Source organism: Massilia aquatica (assembly GCF_011682045.1).
GTDB classification, from domain to species: Bacteria; Pseudomonadota; Gammaproteobacteria; order Burkholderiales; family Burkholderiaceae_D; genus Telluria_A; species Telluria_A aquatica.
In genome coordinates this window covers 171,987-191,148 of record NZ_VVIW01000007.1, presented here as the reverse complement: position 1 = coordinate 191,148, position 19,162 = coordinate 171,987, and the positions used below count along the sequence as shown (strand labels likewise).

The following is a 19,162-nucleotide window of genomic DNA, read 5'->3' as shown; positions in this document are numbered from 1 at the left end:
GCCTTACAACGCCCGCCGTGGCCGCCCCGGCTTGCCCGCCTGCCCGATCACGCGCCGGAAAAACGCCACCAGTTCCGGCACATGCGCATCGAACGTAAAGTGCGCGCGCTGCGACCACACCCGTTCGCGCAGCGCATCCATGCCCGCCTGGTCGCGTAGCAAGGCGCCCAGGTGCGCAATCGACTCGTAGAACACCCCCGTGCCGAGCCGTTGCGACAAGGCCTGCGTGGCGACAATCGCCCCCTCGTTACTGCGCTGGATCATCGGCAAGCCGGCGGCGGCCAGGGTCGCCATGCGCGCCGGATAGTTCAGATCATCCCAGTTGGCGCGCCGCAGTTCGCCCTCGTTGGTGCTGGCAAAGGCGTGCAGCCAGCCGGCGTCGTAGCGTGAAAACTCCTCCACCCAGCGCGATTGCTCGACGTTGGCGTGCAGGTGAAGGTGGCGCGGCGCCAGGCGGCGCGCATCCTCGATCCATTGACGCCACTGGCCGTGGGTAAAGTCGCCGTAAAAATGCAGATGGATGCCCTGCGCGGCCAGTTCGCCCACGGTATGTGGATGCAGGCCGATCGGGCGCCCCGGCACCACCGTGTGGATCTCGCCATCGCCTGCGGTGGACAGCCGCGGCGTGCGTTCGCCGCCGAACCAGCCGGCCCTGGGCAGGTCGCCATCGAGCACGTGGCAGGGTTTGGAGGTCGACAACCCCGGCAAGACGGTATCGAACCAGTCGCGCATTTCGGGGCTGCTGAAGATGCAGCCGTCGGCCTGCCCGAACAGCTCCACCAGTTGCGGCCACGTGCCTTTTTCGAGGCAGATGAACGGCCCTTCCTTGAAATGCCACACGAACGGCACGCCAGGGGTGGCCAGCATCAGCGCATGGCAAAACGGCACCGCCTGCCAGTTCAACTGGGCGTGGATGACGTCCGGCCGCAGCGCGCCCACCGCCTTGCGCCAGTCGTCGAACGGCAGCTCGCGCACATGCCCGAACGGCAGCGGCCCGACCGTGTTGTACCAGTACGGCTCGCGCATCCACAGCCCGTGCAAGGTGTGGCCCCGCTCTTCCAGCGCCAGCACGCGGTCGGCGTTGTAGGCCAGTTCGCCGGCCAGCAGGATGTTCAGGCCGTCCTTTGCTGCCGGCGTGGGCGCGCGCTCGCGCATGGCGCGGTATTGCGCCACCTCGTCGATCGCGTTGCCCGTCGTGGTGTGAAAGCGCAGCGGCTCGCTCACCCGGTAGTGCTGGCGGAATGGATTGATGCCGCCCACCGGTTCCTGCATCAACTTGTGGCGCTGGGCCGGGTGGCTGGTCCATTCGCAGCTCACCTGACCGGTAGCGATGAACGCTCCGCGCGCGCGCAGTCGGCCCCAGAACAGCCGTTCGAGGTCGTCCGATTCGAGCTCGCCGCGCGCGCTCCAGCGCAACGCGCTGCGGCGGTGCATGCACTGGACCAGCTGCAGCGCGACGCCGGCCAGTTGGCCATCGGTCTCGCGGTTGTAATGGTGGCGCATGCCCGAAAATGCCAGCACGGCCGCCGGATCGTTGTCCAGCGCCGCGCGCAGCGATGCCAGATGGTCGCGGTAAAACACATCGTCGCTGGGCAGGCAGGCGATGAGCGGCGCGCGCGCCTGGTCCAGCGCCACGTTCAGGGCGTTGCCAAGGCCCGTGTTGTGCGGCAGGCGCTGGTAGCGCACGCGCGCATCGGGCAGGAATGGGGCGAGCGCGCGCGCCGTGTCGTTGCCGGGCGAGCCATCGTCGATGACGATGGCCTCCCAGGCGGTGAACGACTGGGCCAGCAGGCTGTCGAGCGCGCGCGGGAGAAAATGGGACTGGCCGTAGGTCGGCATCAGCACGCTGACCTGCGGAGTGGTTGGGGGTGTAGTTGTCACAGCGAGCTCTTCATAGGATGGTTGACCTGTGAAGAAAGCATGCGCGGAAAATGCGCGCCTTGTTTGATGCTGAACAGAGGTGTGCGCTATCGGCTTACTGTCAGGCGTTTGCTGTCGCGCTGCATGCGGGCGAACTCATCGCCGCTGACTGCCGGGCTGAACAGGTAGCCTTGCAGCTGGTCGCAGCCCAGATCGCGCAGGAATGCCATCTGCTCGGGCGTTTCCACGCCTTCGGCCACGATTTCCTGGCGCAGCTGCTGGGCCATGGTGACAATGGCGCGCGCGATGGCGCAATCGTTTTCTTCGTACGGCAGGCCGATCACGAAGGAACGGTCGATCTTGAGTGTACTGATCGGAAATTTTTTCAGGTAGGCCAGGCTCGAATACCCTGTGCCGAAGTCGTCCAGCGCCAGCGCCAGGCCCATGGCCACCAGCTCGTTCATGATCGCGATCACGCTGTCGGTGCCGCGCACCAGCAGGCTTTCGGTAATCTCGAGCATGATCTGCGCCGGTTCCACGCCGTGCAGGTCGAGCACTTCGCTCATGCGGCCCGGCAGGCTGCGGTCGAACTGGCGCGCCGAGACGTTGACGGCGACCGGCGGCATCGACAGCCCGGCATCGTCCCACGCGCGGATCTGGCGGCACGCTTCATTCATGACCCAGTTGCCGATATCGAAAATGAGACCGGTCTCCTCGGCCAGCGGGATGAACACGCCCGGCGAGACCATGCCGCGCTCCGGATGGCGCCAGCGGATCAGCGCTTCGGCGCCCACAATGCGCCCGCTGCGCAGGCTCACCTTGGGCTGGTAGTGCAGCTCGAACTGGTTCTCGGCCAGGGCGGTGCGCAGTTCGGTCTCCAGGCGCAGGCGTTCGCGCGCGCGCTGGTCCATCTCGTCGCGGTAAAACAGGAAGCCGCCCAGGCCAAATTCGCCGGCCTTGGCCAGCGCCACCTCGGCAAAGCGCAGCAGCGAGGCGGTGTCCATGCTGTCGTCGAGGTACAGCGCGATGCCGATATTGGCGCTCACCTGCAAGCCATGGCCGGCCACCAGCAGCGGCGCGGCCAGGGTGGCGAGCAGTTTTTGCGCGACGATGCCGGCGTGCTCGCGCTGGCCGATGGTCGGCAGCGCCACCGCGAATTTGCTGCCGTCGATGCGCGCCAGGATGTCGGGCTCGCGCAGCACGCCGCGGAACTGGCGCCCGACCGTGCAAATGACTTCGCTGGCCACGTCGTGGCCGAGCGTGTCGCTGATGGCGCCGACGCGATTGACTTCGATGACCATCAGCGCGCCATACTCATTGCCACGGCGCGCTTCGTTGAGCACCTGCCCGACCAGGTGATTGAACAGGGAGCGGTTGGGCAGCCCGGTCAGGCCGTCGTAATTGGCCATGCGCTGCATGCGCGCCTCGGCATCCTTGTGCACGCTGATGTCGGAGAACAGCGAAAAGGTATGCGTGATGCGGCCCTCGGCATTGCGCACCACGCTGATGGTGACCGACTGCGGAAACAGCTCGCCGTTCTTGCGCTTGCCCACAATCTCGCCGCGAAACGGGCCGTTGCCCTGCATGGCGGCGCGCACCTTGGCGCGGAAATCGGCGTCGTGCACGCCGGAGCGCAGCAGGTCGGGCGTCTGGCCGATCGACTCGGTGGCCGAGTAGCCGGTGATGCGGGTAAATGAACTGTTGATCGAAACAATCCGCTCGCCGGCGTCGGTAATGAGCACGCCCTGGTCGCTGTCTTCGATGATGCGCGCGTACAGGCGGATCTTGTCTTCCTCGGTCAGATGTTCGGCCAGCGGCGAGAGGTGCACCAGCATGCCGATCGCTTCGCCGTCGTCGTCGCTGATCAGCGACAGCGCCAGCCGCACCCAGATCACATCGCCGCTCTTGCGGCGGCGCCGCACTTCGACCAGGCAGCTGCCATGTTCGAGAAACAGTTCGGCCACGCCCGGGTCGTCGGCGCCGGCATCGTCGGCATACAGGAACAGCACGTGCTGGCCGATCGCTTCCTCGCTGGTGTAGCCGAACACCGCTTCGGCGCCCCGGTTCCAGCTGGTGAGGTAGCCCGACAGATCGAGCACGATCACCGCATCGTCGGACTGCTCGTAGGTGTCGGCGTGGTGCTGCAGCAGGCGCCGCGCCAGCGGCAGTTGCGCCTGTTTGGCCAGAACCAGTTCGGCTTCGAGCCGCACCAGCATCTCGGCCAGCGCATTGCCCTGCATGGCGCGCGCGTTGCGCACCAGGTCCAGGCTGCGGTCGAGCGCCGATTCAGCCATGGCTACCCGCCCCGCTGTCGCGCAGCGCGCCGAGCATCCAGCGGTGCGCTTCCAGGATGGCGCCATTGAAGTCGGCCGGCGCGATCTGCAACCCCGTCAGGCGCGCCGCCAGGGCATCGGTGTCGCCCCGTTCGGCCAGTTCGACCAGGCCCAGCAGCGCGCCCAGTTCACCGTCGTGATGCAGCAGCGCGCCCTGCACCGACTCGCTGATCGACAGCGGCGCCAGCAAGTTTGCCAGCGGCAGTCCGAACAGGATGCCGAGCAGCGAGAACATGCCGGTCATGAAGGCTTGCTCTTGCGTGAGCTTGTCCAGGCCGCGCGTGCGCGCCAGCAGTTCGAGGGCGCGCGCACGCACCGCCACGCGCGCCAGCAGCATGGGCGAGCGGATGTCGCCTTTCTGGGCGGCGAACAGCATCAGGTTGAGCCAGCGCCGCAGTTGCTGGCGTCCGAGGATCAGCAGCGCTTGGCCGAAGCTGGTGATGCGGCGCACCGCGCCCATGCCGAGCGAGTTGACCAGGCGCAGCAGCTGGTAGGACATGGTCGGGTCGAGCCGCAGCAGCGCTTCGATTTCGTGGGTGTCGGCGTCGGCCGCGACCAGTTGCACCAGTTGCAGCGCGAGCGTGCGCGAGGCGGCCTGGCTGGCCAGCACCTTGGCCGGCGCGCCCAGGCACCAGTCGCCGTCGATCCAGCGCGCATCCGGCGGCAGCGGCATGCTGGTAAAGCGCTCGCCGGCGCGGAACAGGGTGCGCTCGGCCAGCTCGGTCCAGCCGTGGCTGGCCAGCCCGGCGGCCAGCTGCGGGTCGGCATCAGGGCGGTACAGGCAGGGAAAATCCCGGCACAGGGCGCCAAGATCGTCGATGACGGCACTGGCCAGGCGCGCTTCGCCGGAAGGTGCGACAACGTCGATCAGCAGGCCGGACGGCAAGCCGCGACGGTCTGCCAAGACGCGGAATACAAGCAAAGGGGCCGGGCTCGAGCAGGTCATCGGGATCGAGATGGTGGGTGGCAACGAATTTCATGTTACCCCCGAGGAATTCACCGTCACCAAGGGTTAGATCAACAAGCAAGGCGATTGATGGGAAATTTGCGCGATGTCCTACCCGTGTGTTGCAGATCCGCCCGGAAGATATCCGGACAGTTGCGCGAACAGGCCGGGGCGCTGCATGCGCTCGCGCCACCAGCGCAGTGCCGCGCCCTCCTCGCCCACGCGCCAGGCCACATAAAAGGTTTCGGCGCTGCGCACTTCTTCGACTTGCTTTTCGACCAACCGGCCGTGCTCGATGGCCGGACGGGCGCACGATTCCGGCAAGAAGCCGAAGCCCAGTCCGGCGACCTGCAAGTCGAACTTGGCTTGCATGGTCGGGACGGTCAGCGCGTCCTGGCCCAGCAGCAGGCCGACGGTGCGCGCCGCCATGTTGCGGGCCGAATCGGCCACCACGATGGCGCGGTGGTTTTGCAACTGGTTGCGCGAGAGCGGTTCGGGCAGGCCGGCCAGCGGGTGAGCGGGCGCGACGGCAAACACGAAGGGCATCGTGCCGATCGGACGCGCCACATAGCCGCCGCCGGCCGGACCGTCACCGGCCACGCCCACCAGCAGGTCGACGCGGCGGTCGAGCAAGGCTTCCCACGGGCCGGACAAGGTTTCCTGCACGATGCGCAGGCGGGTCTGCTCGGCCACGTGGTAAAAGGCGCGGATGTCGTCGTGCAGCGCCAGCACGGAAAACATGGAATCGATGCCGATGCCCAGTTCGGTCTCCCAGCCGGACGCGACCCGGCGCACGCGATGTTCCAGGTCTTGCGCGGCCTTGAGCAGGTAGCGCCCTTCGGTCAGCAGTTCGCGTCCGGCCGGGGTGAGCAGGATGCGCGGGCCGTTGCGCTCGAACACCCGCACGCCCAGATCCTCTTCCAGCTTGGCGACCGTGTACGAAATGGTCGAGGGCACCCGGTGCAATTCCTGCCCGGCTTTGGAGAAGGAACCGCGACGGTCGATGGCGTCGATGATCAGCAGGGCATCCAGGCTCAGTTTTAACATTCGATTTTTTCGATCATAGCGGGCAAATTTTTCCGTTTTTTGATTCGCTTGACGAGGCCTATACTAGCTTCATCGGTGCAGCGAACTTGAAATCCACCGGTCAAGTGGATTCGAAATTATTGCACATTAACTTAAAAGAAACGGAGCATATCATGTTGGAAATTCGTCAAGGCGCAGAACGTGGCAACGCAAATCATGGCTGGCTGCAATCGAAACATACCTTTTCGTTCGGTCATTATCACGATCCAAAACACACCGGCTTTGGTCCGCTGCTGGTGATCAACGAAGACAAAGTAGCGCCGTCGCAAGGTTTTGGCACCCACGGCCACCGCGATATGGAGATCATTTCCTACGTGCTGGAAGGGGCGCTGGAACACAAGGACAGCATGGGCACCGGATCGGTGCTGCATTACGGCGATGTGCAGCGGATGAGCGCCGGCAGCGGCGTGCGCCACAGCGAGTTCAACGGCTCGGCGACGGAACCGGTGCATTTCCTGCAGATCTGGATCCAGCCGAACGTGACGGGCATTCCTCCGAGCTACGAGGAAAAGCACTTTGCGCCGGAAAGCAAAATCGGGCAATTGCGCTTGATCGCATCCAGCGATGGCCGCCAGGGTTCGGTGCTGATTCACCAGGATGCCGCGATTTATGCGGGGATCCTGAATGGCGGCGAAGTGCTGGAGCACAAGCTGGCCGAGGGCCGCACCGGGTATGTGCACCTGATCCGGGGCTCGCTGATGGTCAACGGCGTGCGGCTCGGTGGCGGCGATGCCTTGAAAATGACGCAGGAGAGCCTTGTCAAGATCGAGAATGCCGAAGCGGCCGAGGTGCTGGTGTTTGATTTGCCTTATTAATCAGTAGAGCCGGGTGCGCGGGAGGACGCTGCGCACCCGGACTTTACCTTGACCGTATGATTTAAGAACCGTCGTTCCCGCGCCAAGGCGGCACTCGGCGGGAACGACCGGTTCTCGGCCAATGGCAAGTGCAGCGTGGCCGGGGTTTAGAGCCCCTCCCCCAACGGCTGCGTCGGTTTTCCGCTACACTTGCGGCTACAGCAATAGATTTGAGAACATCGCCATGCCCTCCCCTGTCACTGAAGAACTCCTCGATTACACGACCTCCTGCGCGCTGCCCACGCCCTGGGCGCAGTTCACCCTGCACGCGTTTGTCGAGCACGCAACCGGCAAGGAGCACCTGGCGATGACCTTGGGCGACATCGGCGACGGCCAACCCGTCCTCGCGCGCGTCCACTCCGAATGCCTGACCGGCGACGTGCTTTTCTCGCAACGTTGCGACTGCGGCGCCCAGCTCGAAGGCGCCCTCAAGCGCATCGCCGAAGAAGGCCGCGGCATCCTGCTGTATCTGCGCCAGGAAGGACGCGGCATCGGCCTGGTCAACAAGATGCGCGCCTACCGCCTGCAGGAAGCCGGCGCCGATACGGTCGAGGCTAACCTGGCCCTCGGTTTTCATGCCGACGCCCGCAGCTACGAGCTGTGCCAGCCGATGTTCGCCCATTTCGGCATCGATTCCCTGCGCCTGATGACCAACAATCCGCGCAAGATTGCCGCGATGGAAAAACTCGGCGTCACCGTCAGCGAGCGCGTGCCCCTGCTGGTGAACCGCAACGCCACCAACAACAGTTACCTGAACACCAAAGAAGCCAAGCTCGGCCACATGATGACCCCGCTGGCCGAGCCGGTCGCACAGGACGGCGAGCTATAAGAGCCTATCTCGGCAGGCCGGCGTCGCAGGTGGCGCGCCTGCCCCCCCGCCCTGCCGATACAGGCTCTAAGGGAACCACGATATCGCGCAAATACGCTAAGCTGGTGGCAAGATAGAAGAAACAGTTCTTGCCACCGAAGGATTGCATGAAATTTGTCAATACCGCAGTGCTTGCTTATTGCCTTGCGACCCATGCTGTCGCGGCGGCGCCGCCCGCCAAGGCTGCGCTGCCGCCCCGGCCGCCCGCTTCCCTGGCCATTCCGGGCGCGATCCCTCCGACCGTCCCCGCCGTGATTCCACCGGGCGCCCAGCCCCCGCCCGGCACCGTGCCCGCGCCCGAGGTCGACGAAAACGCCGCCCTGCCGCCGCCCTCCTCGGCCGCGCAAAAAGTGTATTCCGCCGCCAAGGGCGACCTGTTGCAAATCCGCATGCTGCTCAAGAACGGGCGCAGCCAGTCGAGCGTCGGTTCGGGCTTCATGGTCGGCACCAGCAACCTGGTGTTGACCAATTATCATGTGGTATCGCAAATGGCGATCGACCCGGATGTGTACGTCGGCGAATACATCGATACCGACGGCAAGAGCGGCCCGGTCGAGCTGCTGGCCGTGGACGTGCTGCACGACCTGGCGGTGGTGCGCATCAACCGCAACGGCAGCGGCTTTTTCAACATCCCCGAGAAACTGGTCAAACTAACCCAGGGCCAGTATCTGTATTCGCTGGGCAATCCTCTCGACCTCGGCTTCGCCATTTCGGAAGGGTCCTACAACGGCATCATCTCACGCAGCTTTTACGATCAGCTCATGTTCACCGGCCCGATCAACTCGGGCATGAGCGGCGGCCCCAGCGTGACCGTGGGCGGCGATGTGGCGGGCGTGAACGTGTCGAAACGGCGCGATGGCGAATTGATCAGCTTCCTGGTGCCGGTGCGCTATGCCCAGGAATTGCTGAAAAAAGTGCAGGCGCAGACCAGCAAGCCGAAGGATTTCAATCCCCTGATCGGCGAACAACTGCTGGCGCACCAGCGCGCCATGATCGACCGCCTGCTCGATGCGCCGCTCTCGCTCAAGACCATGGGGCCGTACCAGGTGCCGGTGCGCGAGTCCGAACAGGTGCGCTGCTGGGGGCGCTCCAACGTCAAGGCCGAAGCGACCTTCAATGCCGACACCATGGCCTGCGCGATGGAGTCGGCCATTTTCGTGTCCGACTCGCAGCAGACCGGGCACGTGTCGATGACGCACCAGTACGTGCGCTCGGCCATCCTGGACCCGGTGCGCTTCGCGGTGCTGGCCTCGACCCTGTTCAAGACCGATAACCTGGGCAGCACCAAAGATACGCGCATGACCGGGCCAATGTGCACCGAAAAATTCGTCAAGACCAAGTCGCTGCCGCTGCGCGCGGTGACCTGCGTGCGCGCCTACCGCAAGTTCGCGGGCCTGTACAACTTCACCCTGCTCACGGCCAGCACCGACGACGCCCGCGCCACCTTGCAGAGCCGCCTTGACCTGTCGGGCGTCTCGTACGAGAACGGCTTGCGCACCACGCGCGCCTTCCTCGAAGCGCTGGCACGCGGGAACAAGAAATGAAGGGCCCCTACTTCATCGAAACGCTGGCGCGTAATGGCGACGTGCTGCACCGGCACCAGGTCAACGCGCTGCCGATCCGCTTCGGGCGCGGCTACGACAACGACTTCATTCTCGACGACGCCTTCGCCGCGCCGCGCCACGCCGTGCTCGAAGCGGGCGAGGACGGCCAGGCCGTGCTGCGCGACCTGGGCACAAAAAACGGGGTGATCCACCTCGGCAAACGCAAGTCCAGCCTGGCGCTGAGCGGCGACACGGTGATCCGCATCGGCCACACAACCCTGCGCGTGCGCGGGGCCGACTTTCCGGTCGGACCCGAGATGGTCGACCGCACCATGCACGGCTGGGAGGGCGCCATTCCCGGCGTGGTCGGCATGCTCCTGACCGGCGCCTTTGCGCTGATCACCACCTGGCTGGGCGACACCCAGGCCTTCCAGTTGATCCGCTACCTGCTGCCGCTGGCCTTCGGCATCGGCGCGGGGCTGGTATGGGGCGGCGCCTGGGCCTTCGCCAACCGCCTGTTCGGGCGCCACGCGCGGCTCGGGCGCCACCTGTTCATTTTCGGCTGCGGCCTGACGGCGGTGCTGGCCTACAAACTGGGGGCGAGTGCCGCGGCCTACGCGTTCTCGCTCGAAGCGCTCACCGCCTACAGCGCGCACGTGGCCATCGCCATCGTGGCCGGGGTGATCTTCTTTCACCTGGGGACGGTCAAGCCGCACCAGACCCGCCGCTTCGGACTCGCCTGCCTGATCATCGCCATGATCGGCTCGGGCCTGGTCCTGATCAGCAACCAGCTGCGCTACGGCCGCGTGGCGGACGAACTGTTCATGTCGGTGCTGATGCCGCCATCGACGCGCGTCAGTCCCGATCACAGCGTCGACGAATTCATGACCGATGCCGGCGCCATGAAAGCCAGGCTCGATGCCGAGCGCGGCACCAGGATCAAGGGCGACGGCGGCGGCGACGACTAACGCTGCGCTCAGGTTTTTTTGGCCATGACCGGATGCAGCATCTCGCCACGCGCCAGCATCGCCGCGAAGTTGGCGATGTGGCGCGCGCGCGTGTCGGGCTTTTTGGCGGTCTGGATGCGAAACAGCATCGCGTAGCGGTTCTGCGAATTGAGCGTGGCGAAGAACTCGCGCGCGCCCGGGTGCGCGTCGAAGGCCGCCTCGAAGTCGGGCGGCACCTGGGCCGAACTGGCGGGCGCGTAGGCGGCCTCCCAGCGGCCGTCCTTTTGTGCGCGCTCCACTTCTGCCAGGCCGGCCGGCTGCATCTTGCCCTCGGCGATGCAGGCGAGCGCCTTGGCGCGGTTCACCTGCGACCAGATGCTGCGCTTGCCGCGCGGGGTCCAGCGCTGCAGCCAGTAATGCGCATCCTCGGCCTTCTTCTGGCCGTCGATCCAGCCGAAGCACAGCGCCACTTCCAGCGCTTCCTGGTACGACACGGTCGGTTCAGGCGCGCCCTTCTTCGCATGGCGCAGCCACAGGCCGCGCGAGCCGGCGTGGTGCCCGGCCAGCCACTGGGCCCACGCGGCTTGCGAGGCGAATGCGCGCGGGGTGGCGTCTTGCGCCGGTGCTGTCTCCATCGTGTTTCTCCCTTTTCTTTGACATGATCGAAAGAATACGCAATCATCAGCGCTTCGACCAGCCCCCTACCCGCTCATGCCACTGCAACGCACCACCATCGTTATCGGCGTCGCCTGGCTGCTGTTCTGGGCCTTGATGGTATCGGTCGCGGTCGAGGATTACCTGCGCGACGGCGGTACCATGCTGTGGCAGCCGGTGTTGTGGGAAAGCTCCTCGATGCTGGCCGCGACCGTCCTGCTGGCGATCCAGCGCCGGCTCACGCGCCGCTACGACGATTTGCTGGCAACCCCGTGGCGCTGGTTCGGCCTGCAGGCGCTGCTCCTGCCAATGTACTGGGTGGCCTTCGTGCCGATCGCCTTCGGCATCCGCCATGGCGTGTACGCGCTGGCCGGTTCGCGCTACGAGCACGCGGCCTGGGGGCCGACCTTCCTGTACGAATCGCTCAAGCTGTCGGTGTTCGTCGGCCTGTTCGTGGTGATCGTGTTCGGCATCCTGTCGTACCGCCAGCTGCTCGAAGAGAAGCTGCGCGCCGAACAAGCCAACGCCCTGCTGCGCCAGGCCCACCTGCAGCGCCTGCGCCAGCAGATGCAGCCGCACTTCCTGTTCAATGCGCTCAACACCATTTCATCGCTGATGCACACCGACGTCGCGCGTGCCGACGCCACCCTGATCGAACTGGCCGACGTGCTGCGCGCCACGCTCGACGTGGGCGAGCTGCAGGTCGCGCCGCTGTCGACCGAACTGCGGCTGGTGCGCGGCTACGCCCGCGTGATGGAAGAGCGCTTCGCCGAGCGCGTGGCGATCGCATGGCGCATCGACGACGCCGCGCTGGACTGCGCGCTGCCGGTGATGAGCATCCAGCCCCTGCTCGAAAATATTTTCAAGCACACCGTGGAGAAGCGGCGCGGGACGGTGCATATCGCCATCTCGGCCAGCCGCCACAACAAGCTGCTGGTGGTGACGCTGGACGACGATGCCGGCACCCTGGCGCCGCATGCGCCGCCTGGCGTGGGCCTGTCCAACCTGCGCGAAAGGATGGCGGCGCTGTATGGCGCCAGCGCCAGCCTGGTGCTGGCGCCACTGGCGCCGGCCGGCGTGCGCGCAACGATGACGGTGCCATGCGCCTCCTGATCGTCGACGACGAGCGCCCCGCGCGCGACAAGTTGCGCCAGTTGCTGGCGCAGGAAACCGGCATCAGCGCCATTCTTGAAGCGCGCGACGGCATCGAAGCGATGCAGCAGATCGCGGCGTTCGCGCCGGACGCGCTGTTTTTGGATATCCAGATGCCCGAGGTGAGCGGCCTTGAACTGGCCGCGTCGCTGCCGGCGCCGGCCCCGCTGATCGTCTTTGCGACCGCCTTCGACCAGTACGCGCTCAAGGCGTTCGACGCCAACGCCATCGACTACCTGCTCAAGCCCTACGACCAGGCCCGCTTGCGGCGTGCCCTTCTGCGCCTGCGCGAACGCTTGCAGGCGCGTGCCGCGCAAACCCTGCCGCCCTTGGTTGGCGAGCATGGGTTGCAGCAGTTATTGGTGACCGAACGCGGCGTCACGCGCGTGATCCGCATCGACCAGATCGGATGGATCGAAACGGCCGACAACTACGTGGTCCTGCACACGGCCGGCAAGCCGCTGATGCGCCAGACGCTGGCCGGCCTGCTGGACAAGCTGGGGCCGGGCTTCATGCGCTGCCACCGGCGCGCCGCCGTGCAACTGGCCTGGATCGAGCGGGTCGAGGCGCTCGACAAGGGCGACTGCGAACTGGTGCTGCGCGACGGCGCGCGCGTGCCGTGCAGCCGCCAGTACCGCGCGGCGCTGATGGAACGGTTGTAAGACCGCTTCACCCCACCGTCATCCCGGCTCGCCCCATTGCGCTGGCGTGCAGGCCCGCGTTGATCCAGGCTGGGGTTTTCCACCTGCAAAGCACGCCATGACGACTTCTCCCGCCCGACTCTGGTTTCTCGACTGGGTCCGCATCCTCGCTTTTTTCGTCCTGATTGTTTACCACGTCGGCATGTATTACGTGACCTGGGACTGGCACGTCAAAAGTGCCTTCGCCAGCCACGCCATCGAGCCGCTCATGCTGCTCTCGTCGCCGTGGCGCCTGGGTCTGCTGTTCATGGTGTCGGGCGTGGCGTCGAGCCTGATGCTGGCGAAGACCGGCGCCGCCCGCTTCCTTGGGCAGCGCAGCGCGCGCCTGCTGGTGCCGCTGGTGTTCGGCATGCTGGTGATCGTACCGCCGCAAGCCTACCTGGAAGTGGTGGAAAAACTGGCCTACCAGGGCAGCTACGCCGACTTCATGCGGCTGTACCTGGGCCGCTACCACGGCTTTTGCCGCGGCACCGACTGCCTGGTCATGCCGACCTGGAACCACCTGTGGTTCGTGGCCTATCTGTGGGTATATACACTGCTGCTGGGCGGCCTGGTGGCCGGGCTTGGCAGTCGCTTCGACCGCCTGGCCACGCGCCTGGCGAACCTGCTGGTGGGATGGAAGATCATCGTGCTGCCGGTCGCGCTGCTGTCCCTCGCGCGCATGACGATGCTGTCGCGCTTTCCAACCACGCACGCATTGGTGGATGACTGGTTCAACCACGCGGTCTACCTGTTTCTATTCCTCCTTGGGGCGATGCTCGCGCGTACGCCACAATTCTGGCCCCGCCTGGAGCAACTGCGCTGGCATGCGCTGGGATTGGCGGCGACCGGCTGGGCCGCGCTGACCATCTACTACGCTCTGCCGGATGACGTGCTGTCGGCGCAGGCACAGCAACCCCTGATGCATCTGCAAAGGATCGTGTATTGCTTGTTCGCCTGGAACGCGATGCTGGCCGCGATAGGCTTTGCGCACCGCCACCTTAATCGCGACAGCGCCAACCGGCGCTATCTGGCGCAGGCGGTCTTCCCCGTGTATATCGTGCACCAGACACTGATTGTTGTCATTGCGCATGCCATCCAACCGGCGAAACTGGCGCCCGGACTCGAAGCGCTGGTGCTGGTCGTACTGACCTTGTGCCTGAGCTTTGCCGTGGCCGACATCGTGCGGCGTTCGCGCCTGTTACGGCCGCTGTTCGGCATAGCTCCCCTGCCAGCGGACGCACGGAACGGACGTACGTCACAGCAGGTGACGGCCTAAGCAAGAATGCCAGCGGCAACACCATGGACCGCTTGACGACGCGCCAGGTTGCCGCCGGGGGCAACACGCCCTCCGCGGCAACGGCCTTACCAGTTCCGACCGGCTCTGTGCCGGTCGGGCGCACCCCTCGCGCTTATTATCAGACTAGCGATATCTCAGCCTGCTATTCAGGCATTCTTGCCGGTGCTTGCACTACCCGATTTGCTACCCGTGCTGGCGGTGGTGCCGGACTGGGTTGCCGACGAAGCAGTCGTGCCGTGCGACGAAGCGCTGCCTTGCATGCTGCCGTGCTGGTCGCTCTGGCTGCTGCCGGCCGAACCGCCCTGCACGTTGCCGTTCTGGCCGCTCTGCATGCTGGTGCTGCCGCGCACTTCGGTGCTGCCGTTACCGCGCCAGGCGCCGCCCTGTTGCGTGAACGGATCGCTGAATTTGCGCATGTTTTCCTGCTGGTTTTGCATGCTGCGTTCGGTTTCTTCGGAAGCGACGCGGGCGACTTCATCTGCCAGGGCGCGCGCCGTGCGGGTGGTTTCCTGCACGTGCTGCTCGGTCACGCGGGCCAGTTCGACCTGCGCATCGGCGGCCACGCGCGAGATGTGCTGTTGATAGGCGCGCAGTTTTTCGGTGGCGGGCTGGGCGCGCGATGCGGCAGCGCTGATCACGTCGGTCTGGCGGTCGGCCGTCAGGAATTGCTGGCTGGTCATGGCGGTTTCTTCCAGCAAGGTCTGGGTCAGCTGGATGTTCAGGGCGCACAGTTGCTGGAACGAATTGAACAACGATTTCGACATATCGTTGAGGAAGGAAACCTGCGCGTCGAGGTGGGTACGCACAGCAGGAGTTACCGATTGCGAATATGGAAACATGTAGTCCTCTTTTAAGTAATTGATCAAATACAAGAAGTTGCGGGACCAATAAGCGGCCTTGTATGGGTCGCCCTTCATCGCGCCCCGCAGCGCATGCCTGATGAAGACCGTTTGTCGCAAATCAAAAAAAACCTTGCGCCAGATCGTCTTCAGCACGAGTCACTAGGCTAGGGGACTACCACCTTGTGGGTTTGATATATATCAAACGTGTTCAAGTCGGCAACGTTCTCAACTGCTTTCTGTCTTGAAATGGTGCACGCGTGCTGCGGTGCACCAAAAGCATGCCGGTCAGAGCCGGCTGAAGCGCTCTGCCTGGGGGGATGGGAGCCATGTCACGGGTGGCGCGGAAATTGCTTTCAAGCATAGGCTAATCACCCTACAAAGGAGCGTTGCCAATGCTGCTTAAAAACGACTTGCTCTATTACCCGGCGCAGGAGCGCACGGTCCGCATCTTGTGGATCGACAGCGCCGCCAGCGTCGCCTACACCTTCGACGTGGGTGCGAAAGGCGCCCATCCCGAGATCGCGCAGCTGCAATCGCTGCATGCCGATCTGGGCGCGCGGCGCGCGCAGCTGATGCTGGTGGACCCGTACGCGGCGCGCGGCGATCCGTCCCTGCTGCCGGCGCGCCACCGCCAGGTGCGCGACCGTGCGTGGGCCGTGGTACAGGACCTGACCGCCGACGAACCTGCCATCTACCAGGCGCGCCATCGCGGCCGCATGGTGATGGCGCAAAGCGCGCTGCATGGGATTTCGCACCCGTCCATCTACCGCTATCTGCGGCGCTACTGGGAGCGCGGCCAGCATCCCGATACGCTGCTGCCGGACTATAAAAACTCCGGCGCGCCAGGCAAGACGCGCGGCTCGAGCGCCGGCGTGAAACGCGGGCGTCCGCGCAAGGCCGGCGGCCATCCGGGGCTGAACGCCGACGACGGCATCCGCCGCACCTTTCACGCCGCCGTGGCCCGCTACAGCGCCATGCACACGCAGTTCTCGCGGCGCGGCGCGTACCGCCAGATGATCGAAGACTTCTTCGATCCGGACCAGGCCGACCGCTTGCCGACCTTCGGTCAGTTCAATTACTGGATCGCGAAGGACGCGCCGGGGGCGAGCGCATCGGCGTAAGCCGTCGGCCGCGCCCGGACAGTGCGGCGCGGCGCATCACGGCGGGTCACTCAGTCGGAGCTCTTGTCATACTCGTAGGCAGGCAAGGATTCCCCGCAATCCTTGCAGTACTGCGCATCCGGCTCATGCCCTTCGCTCAGGCACGACGGACAGGTCCGGGTGGTCGGCTTCCGGTTCATGCGCTGCGATGTCATCTCCGCCGTCACGATCCCGGTCGGCACCGCCAGCACGCCCCACCCCAGCAGCATCATGAACGAGGCGATCAGGCGGCCAAGGTTGGTCTGCGGCGTCAGGTCGCCGTAACCGACCGTGGTCATGGTCACCGTGGCCCAGTACATCGCCATCGGAATGCTGGTGAAGCCGTGTTCCGGCCCCTCGACCACGTACATCACGGTCCCCAGAATCAGCACCGCCATCACCACCACCGACAGGAACACGAGGATCTTGCGCCCGCTGGCGCGCAGGGCGCGGCCGAGGTGCAGGTATTCGTTGATGTACAGCGTCAGCTTGAAAATGCGGAAAATGCGCAGCAGACGCAGGATGCGGATGTCGAGGAAGGCCGACGCTTCCGGCACCAGCAGCGCAAAGTAAGTCGGCAGCACCGAAATGAGGTCGATCACGCCGAAAAAGCTGGTGGCGTAGCGCCACGGCTGGCGCACGCAGCACAGGCGCGCGATGTATTCGGCCGTGAACAGCAGCGTGAACGTCCATTCCAATACAGTGAGCGGGTTCTTGAAGGGGCCAGCCAACGACGGCACGCTGTCGAGGATGACCACCACGATACTGAGCAAAATAAGCGCCACCAGCAGCACGTCGAAATATTTTCCGGTGCTGGTATCGGCTTCGAAAATGATGGTGTAGATGCGTCGGCGTAGCCCGCTATCGGGCTTGCCGAAGACAGGCGGGGTGTGCGGAGCGATGTCCGCGGCGGCTGGTGTGGAGGTTTTGCTCATGGTGCCGGCAGGGTAGCATGGATGGGGGCGCCGGAAAACGCCCCCCGCAACTCAGTCGGCGTGGCGTTCGACCCAGACCGCAAAGGCGTCGACGAACTTCTGCAAAAAGGCCTTGGTGCTGTCGTTGGTGAGATTGTCGCCTTCGTACTGGCTGGCGATGTTCGACAGGTAGGCTTCGGGCTGCTGCATGGCGGGCATGTTGAGGAACACCAGCGACTGGCGCAGGTGATGGTTGGCCCCAAAGGCACCGAGCGCGCCCGGCGTCACGCTGACCACGGCGCACGGCTTGCTGCCCCAGGCGCTCTGGCCGTATGGACGCGAGCCGACGTCGATCGCGTTTTTCAGCGCGGCCGGCACCGAGCGGTTGTATTCGGGGGTGCAGAACAGGACACCGTCGAATTCCTTGAGCTTGTCGCGGAACTCGGTGTAGACCGGCGGCGGCGCGGCGTCGTCGTCCTGGTTGTACAGCGGCAGCTGGCCGATCTCGATGATCTCCATTTCCAGCGTGGGCGGCGCCAGCAGCATCAGGGTCTTGGCAACCTTGCGGTTGAAGGAATCCTTGCGCAAGCTGCCAATGATGACGGCGATTTTTCGTGAAGCCATGATGATCCTTTCGGGGGACAGTTGATGGGTCGATTGTAAATCTTAACAATTTTTCCACGGGCGCGGGGACTTTCCCCACACCCGTGTGCCTGGCCACGCTCAAGCCATCAACAAACGGGGCTGATTGGCAGATTCAAAATCCAGACGACACACACAATCAACATCATCTGCAACAGGCAGACTGCACCGAAAATGGCAGGGTACTGACGCGACCTTTCATACCCGGCGAACAAACCAACCGTGAGCAGACAGGGTAGCCAGAAAACGGGGGAAGCACTGAACATCAAGGCAGTCACGCGCGGGATCACAGCACCGTATTCGTCGAGCACCGACCGGTAAGCCGGAATATAGTAGGCGCCGCACAGACCCAGTGCAAGGCTGAGAAAAACTGCCAGTACGGCAAGTGCATACGCCCTGGCGGCACGTGGCGCTACGGGCGGCGTTGCAAGGCGAGCACGTTTGACCGAGAAGCACAGGTAGAACAGCCACCCCGCCAGCGCGCATAAAACCGCGATGAAGGTGGCCAGCTGCGCGGACGATACCTCAGGAGGCCCTCCCCAACAGGCGCATGCGGAGGCTGTCGATGGGCACAACAAGGCCGGGAACCATCTGCGCAAACCCATTGGCATACTCATTTTCAGATTTTGTTAGAGCCGACAGTGTAGCGGTTTGCGGAGCGCCCATGCTGACCGGAATTCCCGGCCAGCGCTGGCGCGGAAAGCGCAGCTTAATACGCCAGGGTAAAACGCTGACGGCTGTGCGCCGGCTGTTCCAGTTCGTCGATCATGGCCACCGCGTAGTCTTCCACCGAAATGGCGCTGTTGCCGGCGGCGTCGGCCAGCAGCTGGTCGCCGCCGAGACGGAACACGCCGCTGCGCTGGCCCGGCGAGATCATCGCGGCGGGACTGAGCATGGTCCAGTCGAGCGAGGCTTCGGCGCGCAGCAGATTGAGCGCCTGGCGCGCGCCTTCGGCACTCGCGCGGTACGCTTCCGGGAAGCCTGGCGTGTCGAGCAGTTGCACCCCGGGCGCGACCTCGAGCGAACCGGCCCCGCCGACCACCAGCAGGCGGGGCGCGCGCGCTTCCTTGACGGCGGCGATGATATTGCGCACGCCGGCCAGGTAATACGCCTGCACGTCGCCCTGGGCGTGGCCGCTGAAGGCCGACAGCACCGCGTCGGCGCCGGCCAGTTGCGCGGTCAGCGCGCTCACATCCATCACATCCGTTTTATGCGCCTGCAAACGCTCGCGCGCGGCCAGTTTTTCGGGACGGGTCGCCAGCGCGGTGACGGCGTGGCCGCGATTGAGTGCTTCATTCAGTAAGGCTGTGCCAATGAATCCGGTGGCGCCGATCAAAACGATGTTCATTGCAATGCTCCTGCTGTTGGGTTGGTATGGAGAGCATCATGCCAGCAAGCATT

The 19,162-nt window shown here is 65.0% G+C and carries 18 protein-coding genes; 8 read left to right on the top strand and 10 right to left on the bottom strand.

Features of this window, described 5'->3' with window-relative positions; translation table 11 throughout:
- Window positions 1-3: 3 nt before the first annotated feature.
- The 4 genes from F1609_RS14895 to F1609_RS14880 all read right to left on the bottom strand — a co-directional run bounded on the left by F1609_RS14895 (window position 4) and on the right by F1609_RS14880 (window position 6,186).
- Window positions 4-1,881 carry a glycosyltransferase gene (locus F1609_RS14895; protein ID WP_370661631.1) on the bottom strand — a complete coding sequence of 626 codons (1,878 nt, stop codon included), beginning with the start codon at window positions 1,879-1,881 and terminating at the stop codon, window positions 4-6.
- Window positions 1,882-1,967: 86 nt separating this feature from the next.
- A complete protein-coding gene (locus tag F1609_RS14890) occupies window positions 1,968-4,154 on the bottom strand; it encodes a putative bifunctional diguanylate cyclase/phosphodiesterase (RefSeq protein WP_167077184.1) in 2,187 nt (728 codons plus the stop codon).
- The gene (locus F1609_RS14885; RefSeq protein WP_167077183.1) at window positions 4,147-5,163 is read right to left on the bottom strand and encodes an EAL and HDOD domain-containing protein; all 1,017 of its coding nucleotides are present in this window, start codon (window positions 5,161-5,163) and stop codon (window positions 4,147-4,149) included. The genes F1609_RS14890 and F1609_RS14885 overlap by 8 nt, the downstream gene beginning before the upstream one ends.
- A gap of 87 nt (window positions 5,164-5,250) precedes the next feature.
- Window positions 5,251-6,186 (bottom strand): LysR family transcriptional regulator, encoded by a 936-nt coding sequence (locus tag F1609_RS14880; RefSeq protein ID WP_167077182.1) that lies wholly within the window; start codon window positions 6,184-6,186, stop codon window positions 5,251-5,253.
- A 152-nt stretch (window positions 6,187-6,338) separates the two neighbouring features.
- Between F1609_RS14880 and F1609_RS14875 the strand changes: the two genes are divergently transcribed.
- From F1609_RS14875 to F1609_RS14860, 4 genes are all read left to right on the top strand, one after another.
- Window positions 6,339-7,040 (top strand): pirin family protein, encoded by a 702-nt coding sequence (locus F1609_RS14875; protein ID WP_167077277.1) that lies wholly within the window; start codon window positions 6,339-6,341, stop codon window positions 7,038-7,040.
- 223 nt (window positions 7,041-7,263) lie between these two features.
- Window positions 7,264-7,908, top strand: coding sequence for a GTP cyclohydrolase II (ribA, locus tag F1609_RS14870; RefSeq protein WP_167077181.1), 645 nt, complete (start codon window positions 7,264-7,266; stop codon window positions 7,906-7,908).
- 146 nt (window positions 7,909-8,054) lie between these two features.
- A complete protein-coding gene (locus F1609_RS14865; protein WP_167077180.1) occupies window positions 8,055-9,491 on the top strand; it encodes a trypsin-like peptidase domain-containing protein in 1,437 nt (478 codons plus the stop codon).
- Window positions 9,488-10,459 carry an FHA domain-containing protein gene (locus F1609_RS14860; protein WP_167077179.1) on the top strand — a complete coding sequence of 324 codons (972 nt, stop codon included), beginning with the start codon at window positions 9,488-9,490 and terminating at the stop codon, window positions 10,457-10,459. The genes F1609_RS14865 and F1609_RS14860 overlap by 4 nt, the downstream gene beginning before the upstream one ends.
- Before the next feature lie 8 nt (window positions 10,460-10,467).
- Here F1609_RS14860 and F1609_RS14855 read toward each other — a convergent pair whose 3' ends face one another.
- Window positions 10,468-11,073: a YdeI/OmpD-associated family protein gene (locus tag F1609_RS14855; protein WP_167077178.1), complete on the bottom strand. Its 606-nt coding sequence runs from the start codon at window positions 11,071-11,073 to the stop codon at window positions 10,468-10,470.
- A 76-nt stretch (window positions 11,074-11,149) separates the two neighbouring features.
- On the opposite strand from F1609_RS14855, the gene F1609_RS14850 reads away from it, so the two are divergent.
- The 3 genes from F1609_RS14850 to F1609_RS14840 all read left to right on the top strand — a co-directional run bounded on the left by F1609_RS14850 (window position 11,150) and on the right by F1609_RS14840 (window position 14,203).
- On the top strand, window positions 11,150-12,205 hold the full coding sequence (locus tag F1609_RS14850; RefSeq protein WP_167077177.1) for a sensor histidine kinase: 1,056 nt from the start codon (window positions 11,150-11,152) through the stop codon (window positions 12,203-12,205).
- On the top strand, window positions 12,193-12,906 hold the full coding sequence (locus tag F1609_RS14845; protein ID WP_167077176.1) for a LytR/AlgR family response regulator transcription factor: 714 nt from the start codon (window positions 12,193-12,195) through the stop codon (window positions 12,904-12,906). The genes F1609_RS14850 and F1609_RS14845 overlap by 13 nt, the downstream gene beginning before the upstream one ends.
- 97 nt (window positions 12,907-13,003) lie before the next feature.
- Window positions 13,004-14,203, top strand: a complete 1,200-nt coding sequence (locus tag F1609_RS14840; RefSeq protein ID WP_167077175.1) for an acyltransferase family protein — start codon at window positions 13,004-13,006, stop codon at window positions 14,201-14,203.
- Between the two features lie 167 nt (window positions 14,204-14,370).
- Here the strand turns inward: F1609_RS14840 and phaP are convergent, their stop codons facing one another.
- Window positions 14,371-15,063, bottom strand: a complete 693-nt coding sequence (gene phaP / locus F1609_RS14835) for a TIGR01841 family phasin (protein ID WP_167077174.1) — start codon at window positions 15,061-15,063, stop codon at window positions 14,371-14,373.
- A 395-nt stretch (window positions 15,064-15,458) separates the two neighbouring features.
- On the opposite strand from phaP, the gene F1609_RS14830 reads away from it, so the two are divergent.
- Window positions 15,459-16,187: a hypothetical protein gene (locus F1609_RS14830; RefSeq protein ID WP_167077173.1), complete on the top strand. Its 729-nt coding sequence runs from the start codon at window positions 15,459-15,461 to the stop codon at window positions 16,185-16,187.
- 50 nt (window positions 16,188-16,237) lie between these two features.
- Here the strand turns inward: F1609_RS14830 and F1609_RS14825 are convergent, their stop codons facing one another.
- From F1609_RS14825 to F1609_RS14810, 4 genes are all read right to left on the bottom strand, one after another.
- A complete protein-coding gene (locus tag F1609_RS14825) occupies window positions 16,238-17,140 on the bottom strand; it encodes an ion transporter (RefSeq protein WP_167077172.1) in 903 nt (300 codons plus the stop codon).
- A gap of 51 nt (window positions 17,141-17,191) precedes the next feature.
- Window positions 17,192-17,746 (bottom strand): NADPH-dependent FMN reductase, encoded by a 555-nt coding sequence (locus F1609_RS14820; RefSeq protein ID WP_279401163.1) that lies wholly within the window; start codon window positions 17,744-17,746, stop codon window positions 17,192-17,194.
- 104 nt (window positions 17,747-17,850) lie between these two features.
- Window positions 17,851-18,366 (bottom strand): hypothetical protein, encoded by a 516-nt coding sequence (locus F1609_RS14815; protein ID WP_167077170.1) that lies wholly within the window; start codon window positions 18,364-18,366, stop codon window positions 17,851-17,853.
- A 104-nt stretch (window positions 18,367-18,470) separates the two neighbouring features.
- Window positions 18,471-19,109 (bottom strand): NAD(P)-dependent oxidoreductase, encoded by a 639-nt coding sequence (locus tag F1609_RS14810; protein WP_167077169.1) that lies wholly within the window; start codon window positions 19,107-19,109, stop codon window positions 18,471-18,473.
- Between the last annotated feature and the right edge of the window lie 53 nt (window positions 19,110-19,162).